At 72.7% G+C, this 14,234-nt stretch carries 15 protein-coding genes; 9 read left to right on the top strand and 6 right to left on the bottom strand.

Annotated features, from left to right (window positions below):
- Positions 1-154: 154 nt before the first annotated feature.
- On the top strand, positions 155-1,339 hold the full coding sequence (locus FHX78_RS25480; RefSeq protein ID WP_145869732.1) for a MarP family serine protease: 1,185 nt from the start codon (positions 155-157) through the stop codon (positions 1,337-1,339).
- Between the two features lie 7 nt (positions 1,340-1,346).
- Here the strand turns inward: FHX78_RS25480 and FHX78_RS25475 are convergent, their stop codons facing one another.
- Complete coding sequence (locus FHX78_RS25475) at positions 1,347-1,838, bottom strand: GNAT family N-acetyltransferase (protein WP_145869731.1); 492 nt, start codon at positions 1,836-1,838, stop codon at positions 1,347-1,349.
- A 71-nt stretch (positions 1,839-1,909) separates the two neighbouring features.
- On the opposite strand from FHX78_RS25475, the gene FHX78_RS25470 reads away from it, so the two are divergent.
- Together FHX78_RS25470 and FHX78_RS25465 are read left to right on the top strand one after the other, a co-directional pair.
- Positions 1,910-2,812 (top strand): TIGR01777 family oxidoreductase, encoded by a 903-nt coding sequence (locus FHX78_RS25470; protein WP_145869730.1) that lies wholly within the window; start codon positions 1,910-1,912, stop codon positions 2,810-2,812.
- A 245-nt stretch (positions 2,813-3,057) separates the two neighbouring features.
- Complete coding sequence (locus FHX78_RS25465; RefSeq protein ID WP_145869729.1) at positions 3,058-4,461, top strand: NAD(P)/FAD-dependent oxidoreductase; 1,404 nt, start codon at positions 3,058-3,060, stop codon at positions 4,459-4,461.
- Between the two features lie 230 nt (positions 4,462-4,691).
- Here FHX78_RS25465 and FHX78_RS25460 read toward each other — a convergent pair whose 3' ends face one another.
- The gene (locus FHX78_RS25460; protein WP_145869728.1) at positions 4,692-6,155 is read right to left on the bottom strand and encodes an NsdA family TPR-like regulatory protein; all 1,464 of its coding nucleotides are present in this window, start codon (positions 6,153-6,155) and stop codon (positions 4,692-4,694) included.
- Positions 6,156-6,441: 286 nt separating this feature from the next.
- Between FHX78_RS25460 and lipB the strand changes: the two genes are divergently transcribed.
- The 4 genes from lipB (at position 6,442) to FHX78_RS25440 (ending at position 9,593) form a co-directional block, all read left to right on the top strand.
- Positions 6,442-7,242: a lipoyl(octanoyl) transferase LipB gene (gene lipB / locus FHX78_RS25455; protein WP_145869727.1), complete on the top strand. Its 801-nt coding sequence runs from the start codon at positions 6,442-6,444 to the stop codon at positions 7,240-7,242.
- Positions 7,243-7,394: 152 nt separating this feature from the next.
- Positions 7,395-8,360: a lipoyl synthase gene (gene lipA, locus FHX78_RS25450; RefSeq protein WP_145869726.1), complete on the top strand. Its 966-nt coding sequence runs from the start codon at positions 7,395-7,397 to the stop codon at positions 8,358-8,360.
- Between the two features lie 269 nt (positions 8,361-8,629).
- Positions 8,630-8,830: an SCO2195 family GlnR-regulated protein gene (locus tag FHX78_RS25445; RefSeq protein WP_145869725.1), complete on the top strand. Its 201-nt coding sequence runs from the start codon at positions 8,630-8,632 to the stop codon at positions 8,828-8,830.
- Positions 8,831-8,888: 58 nt separating this feature from the next.
- Positions 8,889-9,593, top strand: coding sequence for a DUF4191 domain-containing protein (locus FHX78_RS25440; protein ID WP_145869724.1), 705 nt, complete (start codon positions 8,889-8,891; stop codon positions 9,591-9,593).
- Between the two features lie 94 nt (positions 9,594-9,687).
- On the opposite strand, the gene FHX78_RS25435 is transcribed toward FHX78_RS25440, so the two are convergent.
- Complete coding sequence (locus FHX78_RS25435) at positions 9,688-10,158, bottom strand: RDD family protein (protein ID WP_145869723.1); 471 nt, start codon at positions 10,156-10,158, stop codon at positions 9,688-9,690.
- A gap of 210 nt (positions 10,159-10,368) precedes the next feature.
- Between FHX78_RS25435 and glnA the strand changes: the two genes are divergently transcribed.
- Together glnA and FHX78_RS25425 are read left to right on the top strand one after the other, a co-directional pair.
- Positions 10,369-11,778, top strand: coding sequence for a type I glutamate--ammonia ligase (gene glnA / locus FHX78_RS25430; RefSeq protein WP_145869722.1), 1,410 nt, complete (start codon positions 10,369-10,371; stop codon positions 11,776-11,778).
- Between the two features lie 164 nt (positions 11,779-11,942).
- A complete protein-coding gene (locus FHX78_RS25425) occupies positions 11,943-12,200 on the top strand; it encodes an SCO2583/SCO2584 N-terminal domain-containing protein (RefSeq protein ID WP_145869721.1) in 258 nt (85 codons plus the stop codon).
- A 106-nt stretch (positions 12,201-12,306) separates the two neighbouring features.
- Here the strand turns inward: FHX78_RS25425 and FHX78_RS25420 are convergent, their stop codons facing one another.
- The 3 genes from FHX78_RS25420 to FHX78_RS25410 all read right to left on the bottom strand — a co-directional run bounded on the left by FHX78_RS25420 (position 12,307) and on the right by FHX78_RS25410 (position 14,015).
- On the bottom strand, positions 12,307-12,813 hold the full coding sequence (locus tag FHX78_RS25420; protein WP_145869720.1) for a hypothetical protein: 507 nt from the start codon (positions 12,811-12,813) through the stop codon (positions 12,307-12,309).
- A gap of 65 nt (positions 12,814-12,878) precedes the next feature.
- A complete protein-coding gene (locus FHX78_RS25415; protein WP_145869719.1) occupies positions 12,879-13,436 on the bottom strand; it encodes a hypothetical protein in 558 nt (185 codons plus the stop codon).
- A 264-nt stretch (positions 13,437-13,700) separates the two neighbouring features.
- Complete coding sequence (locus FHX78_RS25410) at positions 13,701-14,015, bottom strand: hypothetical protein (RefSeq protein ID WP_145872151.1); 315 nt, start codon at positions 14,013-14,015, stop codon at positions 13,701-13,703.
- Between the last annotated feature and the right edge of the window lie 219 nt (positions 14,016-14,234).

Below are 14,234 nucleotides of genomic sequence, written 5' to 3'. Positions count from 1 at the left end.
CATGTGCTGTGCCACCCGGTGGAACCATCGTCCCGGTCCGCGGCGTTTTCCCCGGTACACGCGCGCGTGGCCGCACGGGGCGGCCGTCGCGCGCGTGGCTGATCACCGGGCCCCTCCCCCACGTATGTGTGGGTCCGAGAGAAAGGCGGCGTGCGTGGACCTGCTCGACATCCTGCTGTTGCTGGTCGTCCTGGCCTACGCGGCGTCCGGTTACCGGCGCGGGCTGCTGGCCGGCTGTGTCTCGCTGGCCGGTTTCGTGGGCGGTGCGGCCGTCGGCGTGTGGATCCTGCCGTGGGTGATGGACCTGGTGACGCCGGGGACCGGCCGGGCCACGGTGACGGCGGTGTTCACGGTGCTGCTGCCGGCGGTGGCGGGCCACGAGCTGGCGGGGCGGCTGGCGCTGCGGCTGCGGCGGGAGCTGGACCGGGGGCCGCTGAGGGTGGCGGACGGGATCGGCGGCGCCGCGGCCAACGCGGTGGCGGTGCTGATCGTGGCGTGGGTGGCGGCGAGCGTGCTGGGCGCGTCCTCGTCGCCGCTGGTGACGTCGGCGATCCGGGACTCACGGCTGCTGGGCACGGTGCAGGACGTGATGCCGGACACCACGCCGGGCTGGTTCTCCGGGGCCACGTCGGCGCTGACGGAGGCGGGTTTCCCGCAGGTGTTCAACCCGTTCGAGAACGAGTCGACGGCCGAGGTCGCCGAGCCGTCCGGGGACAGCGTCACGGCGGCCGCCACCCGGGCCGCCCAGCGCAGCACCGTGAAGGTCGAGGGCGCCGCGGGCAGCCAGGGCCGCGAGGGCAGCGGGTTCGTGTACGCGCGGGAGCACGTGATGACCAACGCCCACGTGGTGGCCGGCATCGACGAGCCGACGGTGCGCGTGGGCGGGGTGGGGCGGGCGTACGAGGCCCGGGTGGTGCTGTTCGACCCGCGCAAGGACGTGGCCGTGCTGTACGTGCCGGACCTGCGGGCTCCGGTGCTGCGCTTCGACGACGACGCCGGGCGCGGCGAGGCGGCGGTCGTCGCGGGCTACCCGCAGAACGGCGACCTGGACCTCCGGGCGGCGACGGTGGCGAGCCGCGTGCAGGCCAGGGGGTGGAACATCTACAACGACGAGACCGTCACCCGCGAGATCTACGCGATCCGCTCCACCGTCCGCCCGGGCAACTCCGGCGGGCCGCTGCTGACCACCGACGGCCGGGTGTACGGCGTGGTGTTCGCGCGCTCGACCTCGGACACCGAGACCGGTTACGTGCTGACGGCGGACGAGGTGGCGGACGACGCCGCGCGCGCGGCGCGGGCGACGGCGCCGGTGGACACCGGGGAGCTGGTGACCTCGTAGGGCCGGGTCAGAGCAGGGAGCGGCCCATCAGGACGTCGTCGACGTAGGCGCCGTCGAGGAAGAACTCCTCCGGCTGCACGCCCTCCACCACGAAGCCCTCGGACTCGTACAGCGTGCGGGCGGTGGTGTTGTGGCCGAGCACCCGCAGGGTGATCCGGCGGGCGCCGCGCTCCCGCGCCTCCTCGATCGCGGCCCGCACCAGGGCCCGGCCCACGCCCAGTCCGCGCGCCTCCGGCGCGACGGCGAGGCCGCGGATCTGCCGCACGTGCGCGTTGGAGGCCAGCTCCGTGGGGAAGCCGAGGCGGACGTAGCCGACGAGCCGGCCCTCGTGCTCGGCGACGCGGTGGTCCCCGGGACCGGCGTGCGCCGAGAAGAAGGAGTCGTACGGCGGCTGCGGCGGCGGGGTCACGGCGTGCAGCGGGGACCAGGTCTCGTGGTCGAGACGGGCCAGTTCGCCCTCGTCGTCGGGACGGGCGATGCGTATGAGTGGTGCGGGCATGAGGGTCACTGTACGGCCGGGGCGGGGTCGTCCCCGGTGATTTACGGGCAGGCCGGGGCAGGATGGACGCCATGGAACGTTCCCGAATCGCGGTGGCCGGTGCGTCCGGGCTGATCGGTGGCGCCCTGGCGCGGTCCCTGGCGGCGGACGGCCACGAGGTGGTCCGGCTGGTGCGGGGTGCCCCCCGGGCGGCCGGCGAGGTGCGGTGGGACCCGGAGCGGGGGTCCGTGGACGCGGACGGGCTGGCGGGCTGTGACGCCGTGGTCAACCTGGCGGGCGCGGGGGTCGGCAACCGGCGCTGGACGGCGGCGTACAAGGCGCGGATCCGGGCGGGCCGGGTACGGGGCACGGCGGCGCTCGCCGAGGCGATGGCCGGGCTGCCCGAGGAGGTGCGGCCGCGGGTGTTCGTGAACGGCAGCGCGATCGGCTACTACGGCGAGACCGGTGACCGGACGGTCGACGAGGGCGCGCCGCCGGGCGAGGGGTTCCTGCCGGAGCTGTGCGTGGAGTGGGAGGGCGCGGCGGCGCCGGCCCGGGAGGCCGGGGTGCGGACCGTGTTCGCGCGGACCGGGCTGGTGGTGGCCCGCGGGGGCGGGGCGTGGGGGCGGCTCTTCCCGCTGTTCCGGGCGGGTCTGGGCGGCCGGCTGGGCGACGGCGGCCAGTACTGGTCGTTCGTCGCGCTGCACGACGAGGTGGCCGCGCTGCGCCATCTCCTGGACACCGAGGGGCTGTCGGGTCCGTTCAATCTGACGGCTCCGCACCCGGTGACCAATCGTGAGGTCACCGAGGCGATGTCCCGTGTGCTGCGCCGGCCGGCGGTCCTCGCGGTGCCGGCGCCCGTGCTGCGGGCGGTGCTCGGGGAGCTGGCCGGTGACGTGCTGGGCAGCGCCCGGGTGGTGCCGGCGCGGCTGCTGGAGTCGGGCTTCCGGTTCGCGTTCCCCCGGATCGAGGGGGCGATCAGGGCGGCCCGGTGAGGCGGCGTCCGCCCGCACGACCACGTGCGACCACCCGTGACCGCATCACCCATCGACCCGAGCCCCTTGCGACCGCCTCGTGCCCATCCGGCGTGCGTATGCGACCGTCGTGCGCCCGTGCTCTGTCCATGCGCGACTGACCCCGGCCCCGGGCACGGTCCTAACCTCGACCAGAACTCGGGTATCCCTGGGGCCTGTTGAGGGCATGACGTCTCCAGCGCCCGCGCAACCTCGAGGAGGGGCACGTGCTTGAGCCCACGTACCAGGCGGACGTCGTCATCGTGGGAGCCGGGATCGCCGGACTCTCCGCGGCGCGACGACTGACCGGCGCAGGAGTCACCACCATGGTCCTCGAAGCCGCCCATGAGGTGGGCGGCCGCATGACGACCGAGAAGGTCGACGGCTTCCGGCTCGACAGGATCGGGCGGCTGCTGTCCACGTCCTACCCCGAACTACGGCTGACGCCCGGCCTCGACGGACTCGCCCTGAGCACCTTCGCCCCCGGTGTCCTGCTGCACAGCGACGGACGGCACCACCGGGCGGGCGTGCAGCCGGGTTCGAGGGGTGCGCGGGGCGCACGGGGCGCACTCCATGTGGTGCGCGCCCTGGCGAGCACTCCGCGGCCTGGGGCGGGCCCCAGGAGGCCGGTGGCCGTGCCGGGACGGCAGGTGTCGGCGCCCCGCAGCCGCACCGGCGCCCCGCTGGGCACGGCGGTCGACCAGGCCCGCCTGGGCGCCGCGTTCACCCGGCTCGCGGGCACGCCCGTGGAGCGGCTGCTGGCCCGGCCCGAACTGCCCGCGGCCGAGGCGCTGGTGGCCCGGGGCCTGCCCGCCCGCACCATCGACGGCTTCCTGCGTCCGCTGCTCGCCGCCCTGCTGTGCGACCCGGACCTCACCACCTCCAGCCGGTGCGCGGACCTGGCGCTGCGGGCGTTCGCCTGCGGGCGGCTGTGTCTGCCGGAGGGCGGCGCCGAGGCGCTGCCGCAGCGGCTGGCGCGGACGCTGCCGCCGGGCACGGTGCGCACCGGGGTGCGGGTCACCTCCGTGTCGACGACCTCGGTGACCACCGCGGAGCACGGCGAGTTCCGGTGCGGCGCGGTACTGATCGCGACCGGGGCACGGGCCGCCGCCGAGCTGCTGCCCGGCCTGCGGGTGCCGGGCTTCCACCCGGTGACGGTGGTCCACCACACGACCGACGAGCCCCCGGCGACCGGTGCCTCGCTGCTGCTCGACGCCGACCGCGGCGGGCCGGTGGCGCACACGGCGGTCGTCAGCCGGGTCGACCCCTCCCGCGCCCCGGCCGGCCGCACCCTGGTGACGTCGACGGTCCTCGGACCGCCGACACCGGGGATCGACACCGCCGTACGCATGCACCTGGCCCGGCTGTACGGCGTGCCGACCACGCGCTGGGAGACCCTGGGCGTGCACCACACGGCGGAGGCGGTGCCCGCGATGCGGCCGCCGCACGATCTGCGCCGTCCGGTGCGGCTGCTCGCGGGGCTGTACGTGTGCGGCGACCACCGGGACACCGGGACGGTGCAGGGGGCGTTGCACTCGGCGCACCGGGCGTCGGCGGCGATCCTCGCGGACCTGGGCCTGGACCGCCCCCTCCACTCGGCGGACCCGCTCCCCACGGCCCGCGCGGCCTGACCCACGGTCCGGCGCCCACCCTCCCCCACCGCCCCGCGGCCCGACCGCCCGCGGTGGGTGCGGCAGGCGGATGGTCGCGTAGGGCGCGGAGGGCACGGGGCGGGGGTGTCCGCCGGCGGCGGCCGGCGCGTCCGCACCAGCCACTGCTCAAGTGGCCGATTCCGCGCCGGTCCGAGGACGGACACCCCGGCCCCGGCCCACCCACCGGGCCGTGGGCGAGCCCGCACGCGTCACCCGTAGGCCGCCACCTTGTCGCGGTACGTGCGGACCGGCGCCGCGTCACGGTACGGCTCCAGCCTGCGTTCGAAGTCACGGACGTACTCCACCGCCCGCACGGAGCGCATCTCGGCGGCCTGCGCCGCCGCCTCGGCCGCCAGGTGGCAGGCCTGGTCCAGCTCACCGAGCCCGAGGCGCGCGGTGGCCAGGACGATCCGGCAGAACAGCCGGCTGCGGGCGTAGCCGGGGGCCCGCAGTTGCAGCGAACGCTCGGCGTGCTGCGCGGCGGCCCGGAACTGCTGGAGGTCCCGGTGGCAGTGGCCGAACTCGTCGGCGAGCTGCGCCTCGTCGAAGAACCGCGCCCAGTACGGAACCTCGTCACCGGTCCGCGCGCCCTCCAGCGCGCGCTCGGCGCGCACCAGCGCGGCCGTACAGGCCCGCACCTCGCCGAGCACCCCGTGCCCCCGCGCCTCGGCCGCGTGCAGCAGCGCCTGCACGACCGGCGGCGCGGAGCCCCCCGCACCCTGCTGCGCGACCCGCGCGAGCTGCACGGCCTCCCGCCCGTGGCCGAGGTAGACGGCCTGCCGGCTCATGGTGACCAGCACGTACGCGCCGTAGGGCCGGTCCCCCGCCGCCTGGGCGAGACGCAGCGCCTGCACGAAGTACCGCTGCGCGAGTCCGTGCGCGGCGATGTCGTACGAGGTCCAGCCGGCCAGCCGGGTCAGCTCCGCGGCGGCCGCGAACAGGCGGCGGCCGGTCTGCTCGCCGTACGTGCCGCGCAGCATGGGCTCGCACTCGTGCTCCAGGTAGCGCACGAGGGCCTGGCGGGCGTGGCCGCCGCCGTAGGCGTCGTCGAGGGTGCGGAAGAGTTCGCCGACCGAGCGCAGCGCCGCGATGTCGCCGCCGGTGACCCGGTGGCCGGGGCCGCGTTCGGCGGTGGGGCGCCGGCGGGCGGCGAGTTCGGCAGGGCCGGCCGGGCGGGGTGCGGGGCGGCCCTGGGCGGGGACCCGGAACGGGGGCTCCACGCGGGCCACCTTCTCGTCGGCGCGCCCGATGAGCCAGTCCCGGCTCGGCACGACCAGCCCCGCCGAGGTGAAGGCGATCTTGCGCAGTTCGGCATGGCTGCCGGAGTCCTTGCGCCACAGCCCGCTGACGATGTCGACCGCCTCCTCGGGGGTGGCGGCGAACTCCAGGCCGGCGTAGACCGGGGCGCAGGCGTCCAGGCCCAGGTCCTGGGCAGTGAGCCGGCGGCCGAGGCGGCGCGTGAAGACCTCGGCGATCAGCGCCGGGGTGGTGCCGCGGGGCTGCTGCCCGCGCAGCCAGCGGGTGACGGAGGTCTTGTCGTATCTGAGGTCGAGCCCGTGCTCGAGACCCAGCTGGTCCACGCGACGGGCGAGTCCCGCGTTGGAGAACCCCGCTTCTGCGATGAGCGCGGCGAGCTGTCGGTTGGGGGTGCGCTGCGCGGGTCGTTCCGTCATCTGCGGTGCGGTCTCCTGCCTTCCGGCCAACGATGTGCCCGGATTGCCTGTGAGCAGCCCTTATGGCCTTATGGACGGCGTGAATGTAGCGGAGAGTAAGCACCCGATCGCACATTTCGATTCGGCATTCATCCGATCGTGTGAGGATTTACCGGGAAGCTGACGGGTGGCCGTCGGGGCAGGTCCGGGCGGCGAACGGACGGCTGCCGGTCGGGCGCCGGCCCTACGGTCGTACAGTGGCTTGGGCGCGTTTCGTGCCTTACGACCTTCTAGGGAGGCGCTTGCCGTGAGTGACCTGCGGTTCGTCCGGATGGGCTTCGGTGCCGAGGCCGTCGACTATCAGCTGGCCTGGGACGAGCAGCGCCGGGTGCACGCGGCACGGTTCGCCGACGAGGTGCCCGACACCGTGATCCTCCTGGAGCACCCCCCGGTCTACACGGCCGGCCGGCGCACCGCGGAGAGCGAGCGCCCCCTCGACGGCACCCCGGTCATCGACGTGGACCGCGGCGGCAAGATCACCTGGCACGGCCCCGGCCAGCTCGTGGGCTACCCGATCCAGAAGCTGCCCCGCCCGGTGGACGTGGTCGCCCACGTCCGGCGCCTGGAGGAGGCCCTGATCCGCACCTGCGCCGAGTTCGGCCTGGAGACCACCCGGATCGAGGGCCGCAGCGGCGTGTGGGTGCTGGGCGACCCGGTCGAGCAGCGCCCCGCGCTCGGCGGTCTCTCCCTGGACTTCGATCCCCGGCTGGCCGACGAGGAGTTCGACCCCCGCCTCAACGGCCCGGAGTACGCCCCCTCCAACGCCGGCCAGCGCCGCGAGGACCGCAAGATCGCGGCGATCGGCATCCGCGTGGCCAAGGGGGTCACGATGCACGGCTTCGCGCTCAACGTGAACCCCGACAACAAGTGGTTCGACCGGATCATCCCGTGCGGGATCCGCGACGCGGGCGTCGCCTCGCTCGCCGCGGAGCTGGGCCGGGACGTGACCATCGACGAGGTGCTGCCGGTCGTGGAGCGGCACCTGCGGGACGTCCTGGAGAACGCGGACCTGAGGCCGCGGGAGATCGAGAGGACACCGGCGGCATGAATCCGGCCCGTCCGGCGTTCTCCGCCATGACGGTCCGGACCGGACCCGGGAGCCCGGACGGCGGCCGTCAGCAGGCGGACACCCCGCCGGGCATTCGGAACAACGGGCGTACGCTTGACCACGCCGAAGAATCAATCGCTAGGGAGCCGGTCGTGTCCGCAGTCGCACCCGACGGACGCAAGATGCTGCGCCTGGAGGTCCGCAACAGCCAGACCCCCATCGAGCGCAAGCCCGAGTGGATCAAGACCCGGGCGAAAATGGGCCCCGAGTACTCGAAGATGCAGAACCTGGTCAAGAGCGAGGGCCTGCACACGGTCTGCCAGGAAGCGGGCTGTCCGAACATCTACGAGTGCTGGGAGGACCGCGAGGCCACCTTCCTCATCGGCGGTGACCAGTGCACCCGGCGCTGCGACTTCTGCCAGATCGACACCGGCAAGCCGGAGGCGCTCGACCGTGACGAGCCGCGCCGCGTCGGCGAGTCCGTCGTCACCATGGACCTGAACTACGCCACCATCACCGGCGTCGCGCGCGACGACCTGGAGGACGGCGGCGCCTGGCTGTACGCCGAGACCGTGCGCCAGATCCACGCGCAGACGGCGGAGCGCGAGGCCGGCCGCACCAAGGTCGAGCTGCTCGCCCCCGACTTCAACGCCGTCCCCGAGCAGCTGGCGGAGGTCTTCTCCTCCCGCCCCGAGGTCTTCGCGCACAACGTCGAGACGGTGCCCCGGATCTTCAAGCGGATCCGCCCCGGCTTCCGCTACGAGCGCTCCCTGAAGGTGATCACCGAGGCCCGTGACTACGGCCTGGTCACCAAGTCGAACCTGATCCTCGGCATGGGCGAGACCCGCGAGGAGGTCAGCGAGGCGCTGAAGCAGCTGCACGACGCGGGCTGCGAGCTGGTCACCATCACGCAGTACCTGCGCCCGTCCGTGCGCCACCACCCCGTCGAGCGCTGGGTGAAGCCGCACGAGTTCGTGGAGCTGAAGGAGGAGGCCGAGCAGATCGGCTTCTCCGGCGTGATGTCCGGCCCGCTGGTCCGCTCCTCCTACCGGGCCGGCCGGCTGTATCAGATGGCGATCGAGAAGCGGGGCGCGTTCGTGGCCTCCCAGGCCGTCTGACACACCCTCACCGGCCTCGTCCCGTACGGGACGAGAGCAGCGTGTGAATTCACGCACAAGGCACTACCCGCCAGTAATGGCCGAGACGACGCGGTCCCGACCGTCCTCGCAGATGAGGGCACAGGTCGGGGCCGCGTCGGCATTCCGGGGGCGGCCCACCGAGGCTTCATGCCCGTTTGACCGGTCGGTCACGCCCTGGTAACACCAGTCAGTGAGCCTGGCATCACGCCACGTACACCCGCACCGGAACACCGAGGGGGACCTCCACCATGCAGGCCGCGCCCGTCCGCGCCACCGCCATCCCGTCCTTCACCACCGCACTGCGCGCCGTCGAGTCGCTGCTGATGAGCGGCGGCCAGCGCACCGCCCGCCGCAACGCGTGGACGTCGGTGCTGGAGGACCGCCGCCGCGCCAAGGACCGCGTCGAGGCGCAGCGCGTCCTCGACGAGACGCCGGTCGCCCGCCCCTGAACCGTCCTCCCCGGCACTGCCGTCGAAGGCGCGCACGGGGACACGTAGACTTCATGGCATGGCGAGGAAGGAAACCGCAGCGGACGCTGCGAACCCCGGGCGACTGAAGCAGATCGCCCTGACCTACAAGATGACCCGCAGGGCCGACAAGAAGATCGGTCTTGTACTCGCGGCTGTCGGAATCGTCACCTTCGGTGTCTTCCTCGCGATCGGTTTCTTGATCGGTCACCCCATTTATGCCGGCATCCTGGGCCTCCTGCTCGCCTTGCTCGCGACAGCGATCGTGTTCGGGCGCCGGGCCGAGCGAGCGGCCTTCGGGCAGATGGAGGGACAGCCGGGCGCCGCCGCGGCCGTGCTGGACAACATCGGCCGGGGCTGGACGACGACCCCGGCGGTGGCGATGAACCGCAACCAGGACGTGGTGCACCGCGCGGTCGGCAAGGCCGGCATCGTGCTGATCGCGGAGGGCAACCCGAACCGGGTGAAGAGCCTGCTCGCCGCCGAGAAGAAGCGGATGAACCGCATCGTCGCCGACGTCCCGGTGCACGACCTGATCGTGGGCACCGGCGACGGGCAGGTCGAGCTGAAGAAGCTGCGCACCACGATGCTCAAGCTGCCCCGCGTGCTCACTGGCCCGCAGGTCACCGCGACCAACGACCGGCTGCGCGCCCTGGGCGACCTGATGAGCAACATGCCGCTCCCCAAGGGCCCGATGCCCAAGGGCATGAAGCTGCCGAAGGGCAGCGGTCCGAGGGGCCGCTGAGACCCGCTCCGCTGACGACGACGGGGGCGCCGGACATCGTCCGGCGCCCCCGTCGTCGTACCGCGCGGCCGTCAGGGCCGTGCCGCCCCGGCCGTCAGACGCGCACCTCGACCGTGCGGGCCAGGCGGTCGTGCAGCCCCCGGCCGTCGCGGTCCCAGACCAGGGCGGGGACGGCGAGGCACAGCAGCACCGAGCGCAGCAGGCCGCGCAGCGGCTGGACCCGGCCCGTGTCGAGGGACATCACCCGCAGGCCGAACAGCCGCTTGCCCGGCGTGAAGCCGACGGTGCCCACGGTGAGGACGCTCATCACCAGGAACACCAGCAGCGCCCAGTTGCCGGTCGTCTGCCCGTCGTAGCCGTCGGTGATCAGACCGTATGCGATCAGGACGCACAGGCCCCAGTCCACGGCGAGGGCGCCGAGCCTGCGGCCGGGCCGTGCGATCGAGCCCGGTCCGTCCTCCGGCAGCCCCAGCTGCTCACCCCGGTAGCCGAACTCGGCACCGGCGTCCTCCAGGGCCGCGCGCGGTCCGGAGAGCCATGATCCGATTGCTTGCCTGTTGTCCACCCGTCCACGGTACTGCGCCCGTATATGACCGGGAGACGGCGGGGTGCGCCGGGGCTACCGTGGGAGAGGGCCCGGTTAACTTGTGCGAAACAAATGGGTCACGCCCGAGAAATGACCCGTCCCTAGGGTCGAGTGCAGCGTGTGCCACCCGCACTGGCCGCACGAACGATCTACCACCCCGGCGGGACGGTCGGGAGTAGGAGGAGCTGGATGTTCCAGAACGCCGACGAGGCCAAGAAGTTCATCGCGGACGAGGACGTCAAGTTCGTCGACGTCCGCTTCTGCGACCTCCCGGGTGTCATGCAGCACTTCACGGTGCCTGTCGACGCGTTCGACCCGGACGAGGAGCTGGCCTTCGACGGATCCTCGATCCGTGGATTCCAGGCCATTCACGAGTCCGACATGGCGCTGCGCGCGGACCTGACCACCGCCCGTGTCGACCCGTTCCGCCGCGACAAGACGCTGAACATCAACTTCTTCATCCACGACCCGATCACGGGCGAGCAGTACTCCCGTGACCCGCGCAACGTGGCCAAGAAGGCCGAGGCGTACCTGGCCTCCACCGGCATCGCGGACACCGCGTTCTTCGGTCCCGAGGCCGAGTTCTACGTCTTCGACAGCGTGCGCTTCAAGACGTCGGAGAACGAGTCCTTCTACCACATCGACTCCGAGGCGGGCGCCTGGAACACCGGTGCGCTGGAGGACAACCGCGGCTACAAGGTCCGCTACAAGGGCGGCTACTTCCCGGTCCCGCCGGTCGACCACTTCGCCGACCTGCGCGCCGAGATCTCCCTGGAGCTGGACCGGGCCGGCCTGAAGGTCGAGCGCCAGCACCACGAGGTGGGCACCGCCGGCCAGGCCGAGATCAACTACAAGTTCAACACGCTGCTCGCCGCCGCCGACGACCTGCAGCTCTTCAAGTACATCGTGAAGAACGTCGCCTGGCGCAACGGCAAGACCGCGACCTTCATGCCGAAGCCGATCTTCGGTGACAACGGCTCGGGCATGCACGTCCACCAGTCGCTGTGGGCGGGCGGCGAGCCCCTCTTCTACGACGAGCAGGGCTACGCCGGGCTGTCGGACATGGCCCGCTACTACATCGGCGGCATCCTCAAGCACGCCCCGTCGCTGCTGGCCTTCACCAACCCGACGGTGAACTCGTACCACCGCCTGGTGCCGGGCTTCGAGGCCCCGGTGAACCTGGTGTACTCGCAGCGCAACCGTTCCGCCGCGATGCGCATCCCGATCACCGGTTCCAACCCGAAGGCCAAGCGCGTCGAGTTCCGCGCCCCGGACGCCTCCGGCAACCCGTACCTGGCCTTCTCGGCGCTGCTCCTCGCGGGCCTGGACGGCATCAAGAACAAGATCGAGCCGGCCGAGCCGATCGACAAGGACCTCTACGAGCTGGCTCCCGAGGAGCACGCGGGCGTGGCCCAGGTCCCGACCTCCCTCGGCGCGGTCCTCGACCGCCTGGAGGCCGACCACGAGTTCCTCCTCCAGGGCGACGTCTTCACGCCGGACCTGATCGAGACGTGGATCGACTTCAAGCGCCAGAACGAGATCGCCCCGCTCCAGCTCCGCCCGCACCCGCACGAGTTCGAGCTGTACTTCGACGTGTGATCGGCTGCTGCGTGTGTGTCACGTGAGCTCGTACGGCGCCCCCGCTCCCGCCCCCGTTCCCGGTTCTCCGGGGCGGGGGCGCCGTCGTGTCCGGAACGCTTCCGTCGGTGGGCGCGGCGCGGGATCATAGACGCTGACACTGTTGTTCGAGGAAGGTCACGGGGATGTCCGAGAGGGACGACGAGGAGCGGGAGTTCGACCTCACGTGGGCGGACGGCGCCGAACACAAGGAGCCCTCCGCGCGGGCCCGGATGCTCGCCGCGCGCTGGAAGGACAACCCTCCCGGCCCGGTCCCGTTCCGCGCCGACCCGGAGCACCGGGGGTCGTCCCGCCGCTCGTCCTGGGTGTCGACGGTCGTGGTGCTGGGCTGTGTCGTCGCGGTGATCGTGCTGCTCGGGTACATCAACTCCCGACCGTACTGATCGGGGTCGTCCGGCAGGGGGCCGAGGCCGTGCGGGGCCGGACCCGCCGGTACTGGGCGGGTCCGGCCCCGGCCCGGCGCGTCCACCGCCGCGCCGTCGCGTCGTGTCAGGTGACGAGCAGGCGGTTGAAGAACGCGCGGTAGTGGCGCAGGGCCAGACGCAGGTCCTCGGTGTCCGCCTGTTCGCCCCGGTTCCACTGTCCTTCCAGTTCCTGCTTGTGGTCGGCGAAGGTGGCGGCCAGCCTCTGCATCACGTCGGCGACGAGGGCGTCGGCGGTGTGCACGGCGTCGCGCGGGTCGTCCACGAACTTGTTCTGTACCTCCTGCCAGCGTGTGCGGAACCCTTCCTCGTCCTCGGGGGTGAGGAGCTGGGGGGCCTCGTCCTCGGCGTGGGCGTCCCGGTCCGCGGCGTGCGGCCCGGTGCCGGAACCGGCTCCCACCGCCTCGTCCTCGGCGGGCCTGCCCGGCGTGCTCGTGCTCTCGCCGGGGAAGGTCGGCACCTCGGCCGGTGTGCTCTCCGCGCCCTCCCCCGTGGAGGTGTCGCGGGGCTGGGCGAGGTCGTCGGTGGACAGGCCGCTCGCGGCGGCGGTGTCCGGTATGTCCTTGTGTTGCATGTCTCCTCCGCTCCGGAGGTCCTGGGCTTTCCCGATCGGGGCGGCGGGCCGTTCGCCGAGCCGTCTCAGGCCGGGGCGCGGCGGGGTTCGCCGCCGTCGGAGAGCAGCTCGTCGAACAGGGCCCGGTAGTGCACCATGGCACCCCGCAATTGTTCGGTGGTCGCCTCGTGCCGGGTGCTGAGCACGTCGACGTCGTGGGCGGCCCGATAGTGCTCGAGCGTGCGGCCGTGCTCGACCGAGAGGTCCTTGAGCTGTTGCTCGAAGTCCTGGGTCGGGTAGCCGCGCTCGTGCATCAAGGAGGTCACCAGGCGGTCGGCGTGGTGCACGGCGTCCTCCGGGCGGTCCACGAACTCTTCCTGCACGCTGGTCCAGTCCCGTGTGTACCGATCCCTGGCGCTGTCCTCCAGCGGCTTGATGTCGAGCGAGTCATGCCGTTTCTCGCGGGCCCTGAGCTCCCGCTCGCCGGCCATGCGGCTGTCGGCGTCCTCCACCGTCCGTTCGTACTCCGGGCCGAAGCGCTCGCGCAGCTTCCGGCGGCGCATGAGCAGCGAGACCGCCACGGCCGCCACGGCGATCACCACCACGACGGGGATGATGATCGCCAGAAGTGTCCCTGTTGACATGGGGCAGGACCCCCTCATGTGCGTGCGATATGTACCTCTTCATGAAAAATTACCGCTATTTTGCCCTTCAAAAGAAGACACCCGGACAAACCGGTGCAACCTGGACGGGCCTCGGTCGCCCGGGCCCGCGGCGCGGTACACCGCCCGGCACGGCCATCCGGCGCCGGGGCGGAGTCCGGGGGCCCGGAGGCGGACGAGCCGCCGGACCCCGTGACGCGGAAACCGGGCGCCCCGCGGTCGGGGCGCCCGGCACCGGTCCCCGCCTCAGCGGTTGTAGCGCATGAACGCGCGCACCATGTGGCACGTGGTGTCCGACGGCGGGTGTACGCCGATCAGCTCCGCCGTGCTCCGGATCGTCGCGTTGCGGGCCTGCTGGGGCAGGTAGACGCCGGAGTCGAGCAGGGCGATGGCGAGGCGCATCGCCTTGAGCCGGCGGTTGTGCGTGACGTACCAGTCGCGCGGGCGGCCCGGCGGCAGCGGGCGCTTCTCCACCGGGGCGCACGGCAGGTCGAGCAGCACGGGACGCTTCGCGGTGGACTGGGTGGGCAGGGGCTTCGACTTGAGTGCGGCAGCGGGCACGGGCATCCTCCTGTCGCGGTCGGGGCGCCCGCCGAGGTCCACGACGACCCCGGCGATTCCCTCGAACACTGCTTACAGTCTACCGCCCGGCACTGACATCCGGGAGGCTCGGAAAGCGCCCGAAGCCCCTGGTCAGCGGGGAAGTTGTCGCTCTGTCACACCAGCTCCGCGGGGTGCGCGTGAGGCGGCTGAAATTCGAACAGCCAGGTGCCGCGCGGG

Source organism: Streptomyces capillispiralis, assembly GCF_007829875.1.
Lineage (GTDB): Bacteria > Actinomycetota > Actinomycetes > Streptomycetales > Streptomycetaceae > Streptomyces > Streptomyces capillispiralis.
Note: the sequence above shows the minus strand (reverse complement) of the source record. Positions and strands in the feature narration are given on the sequence as shown.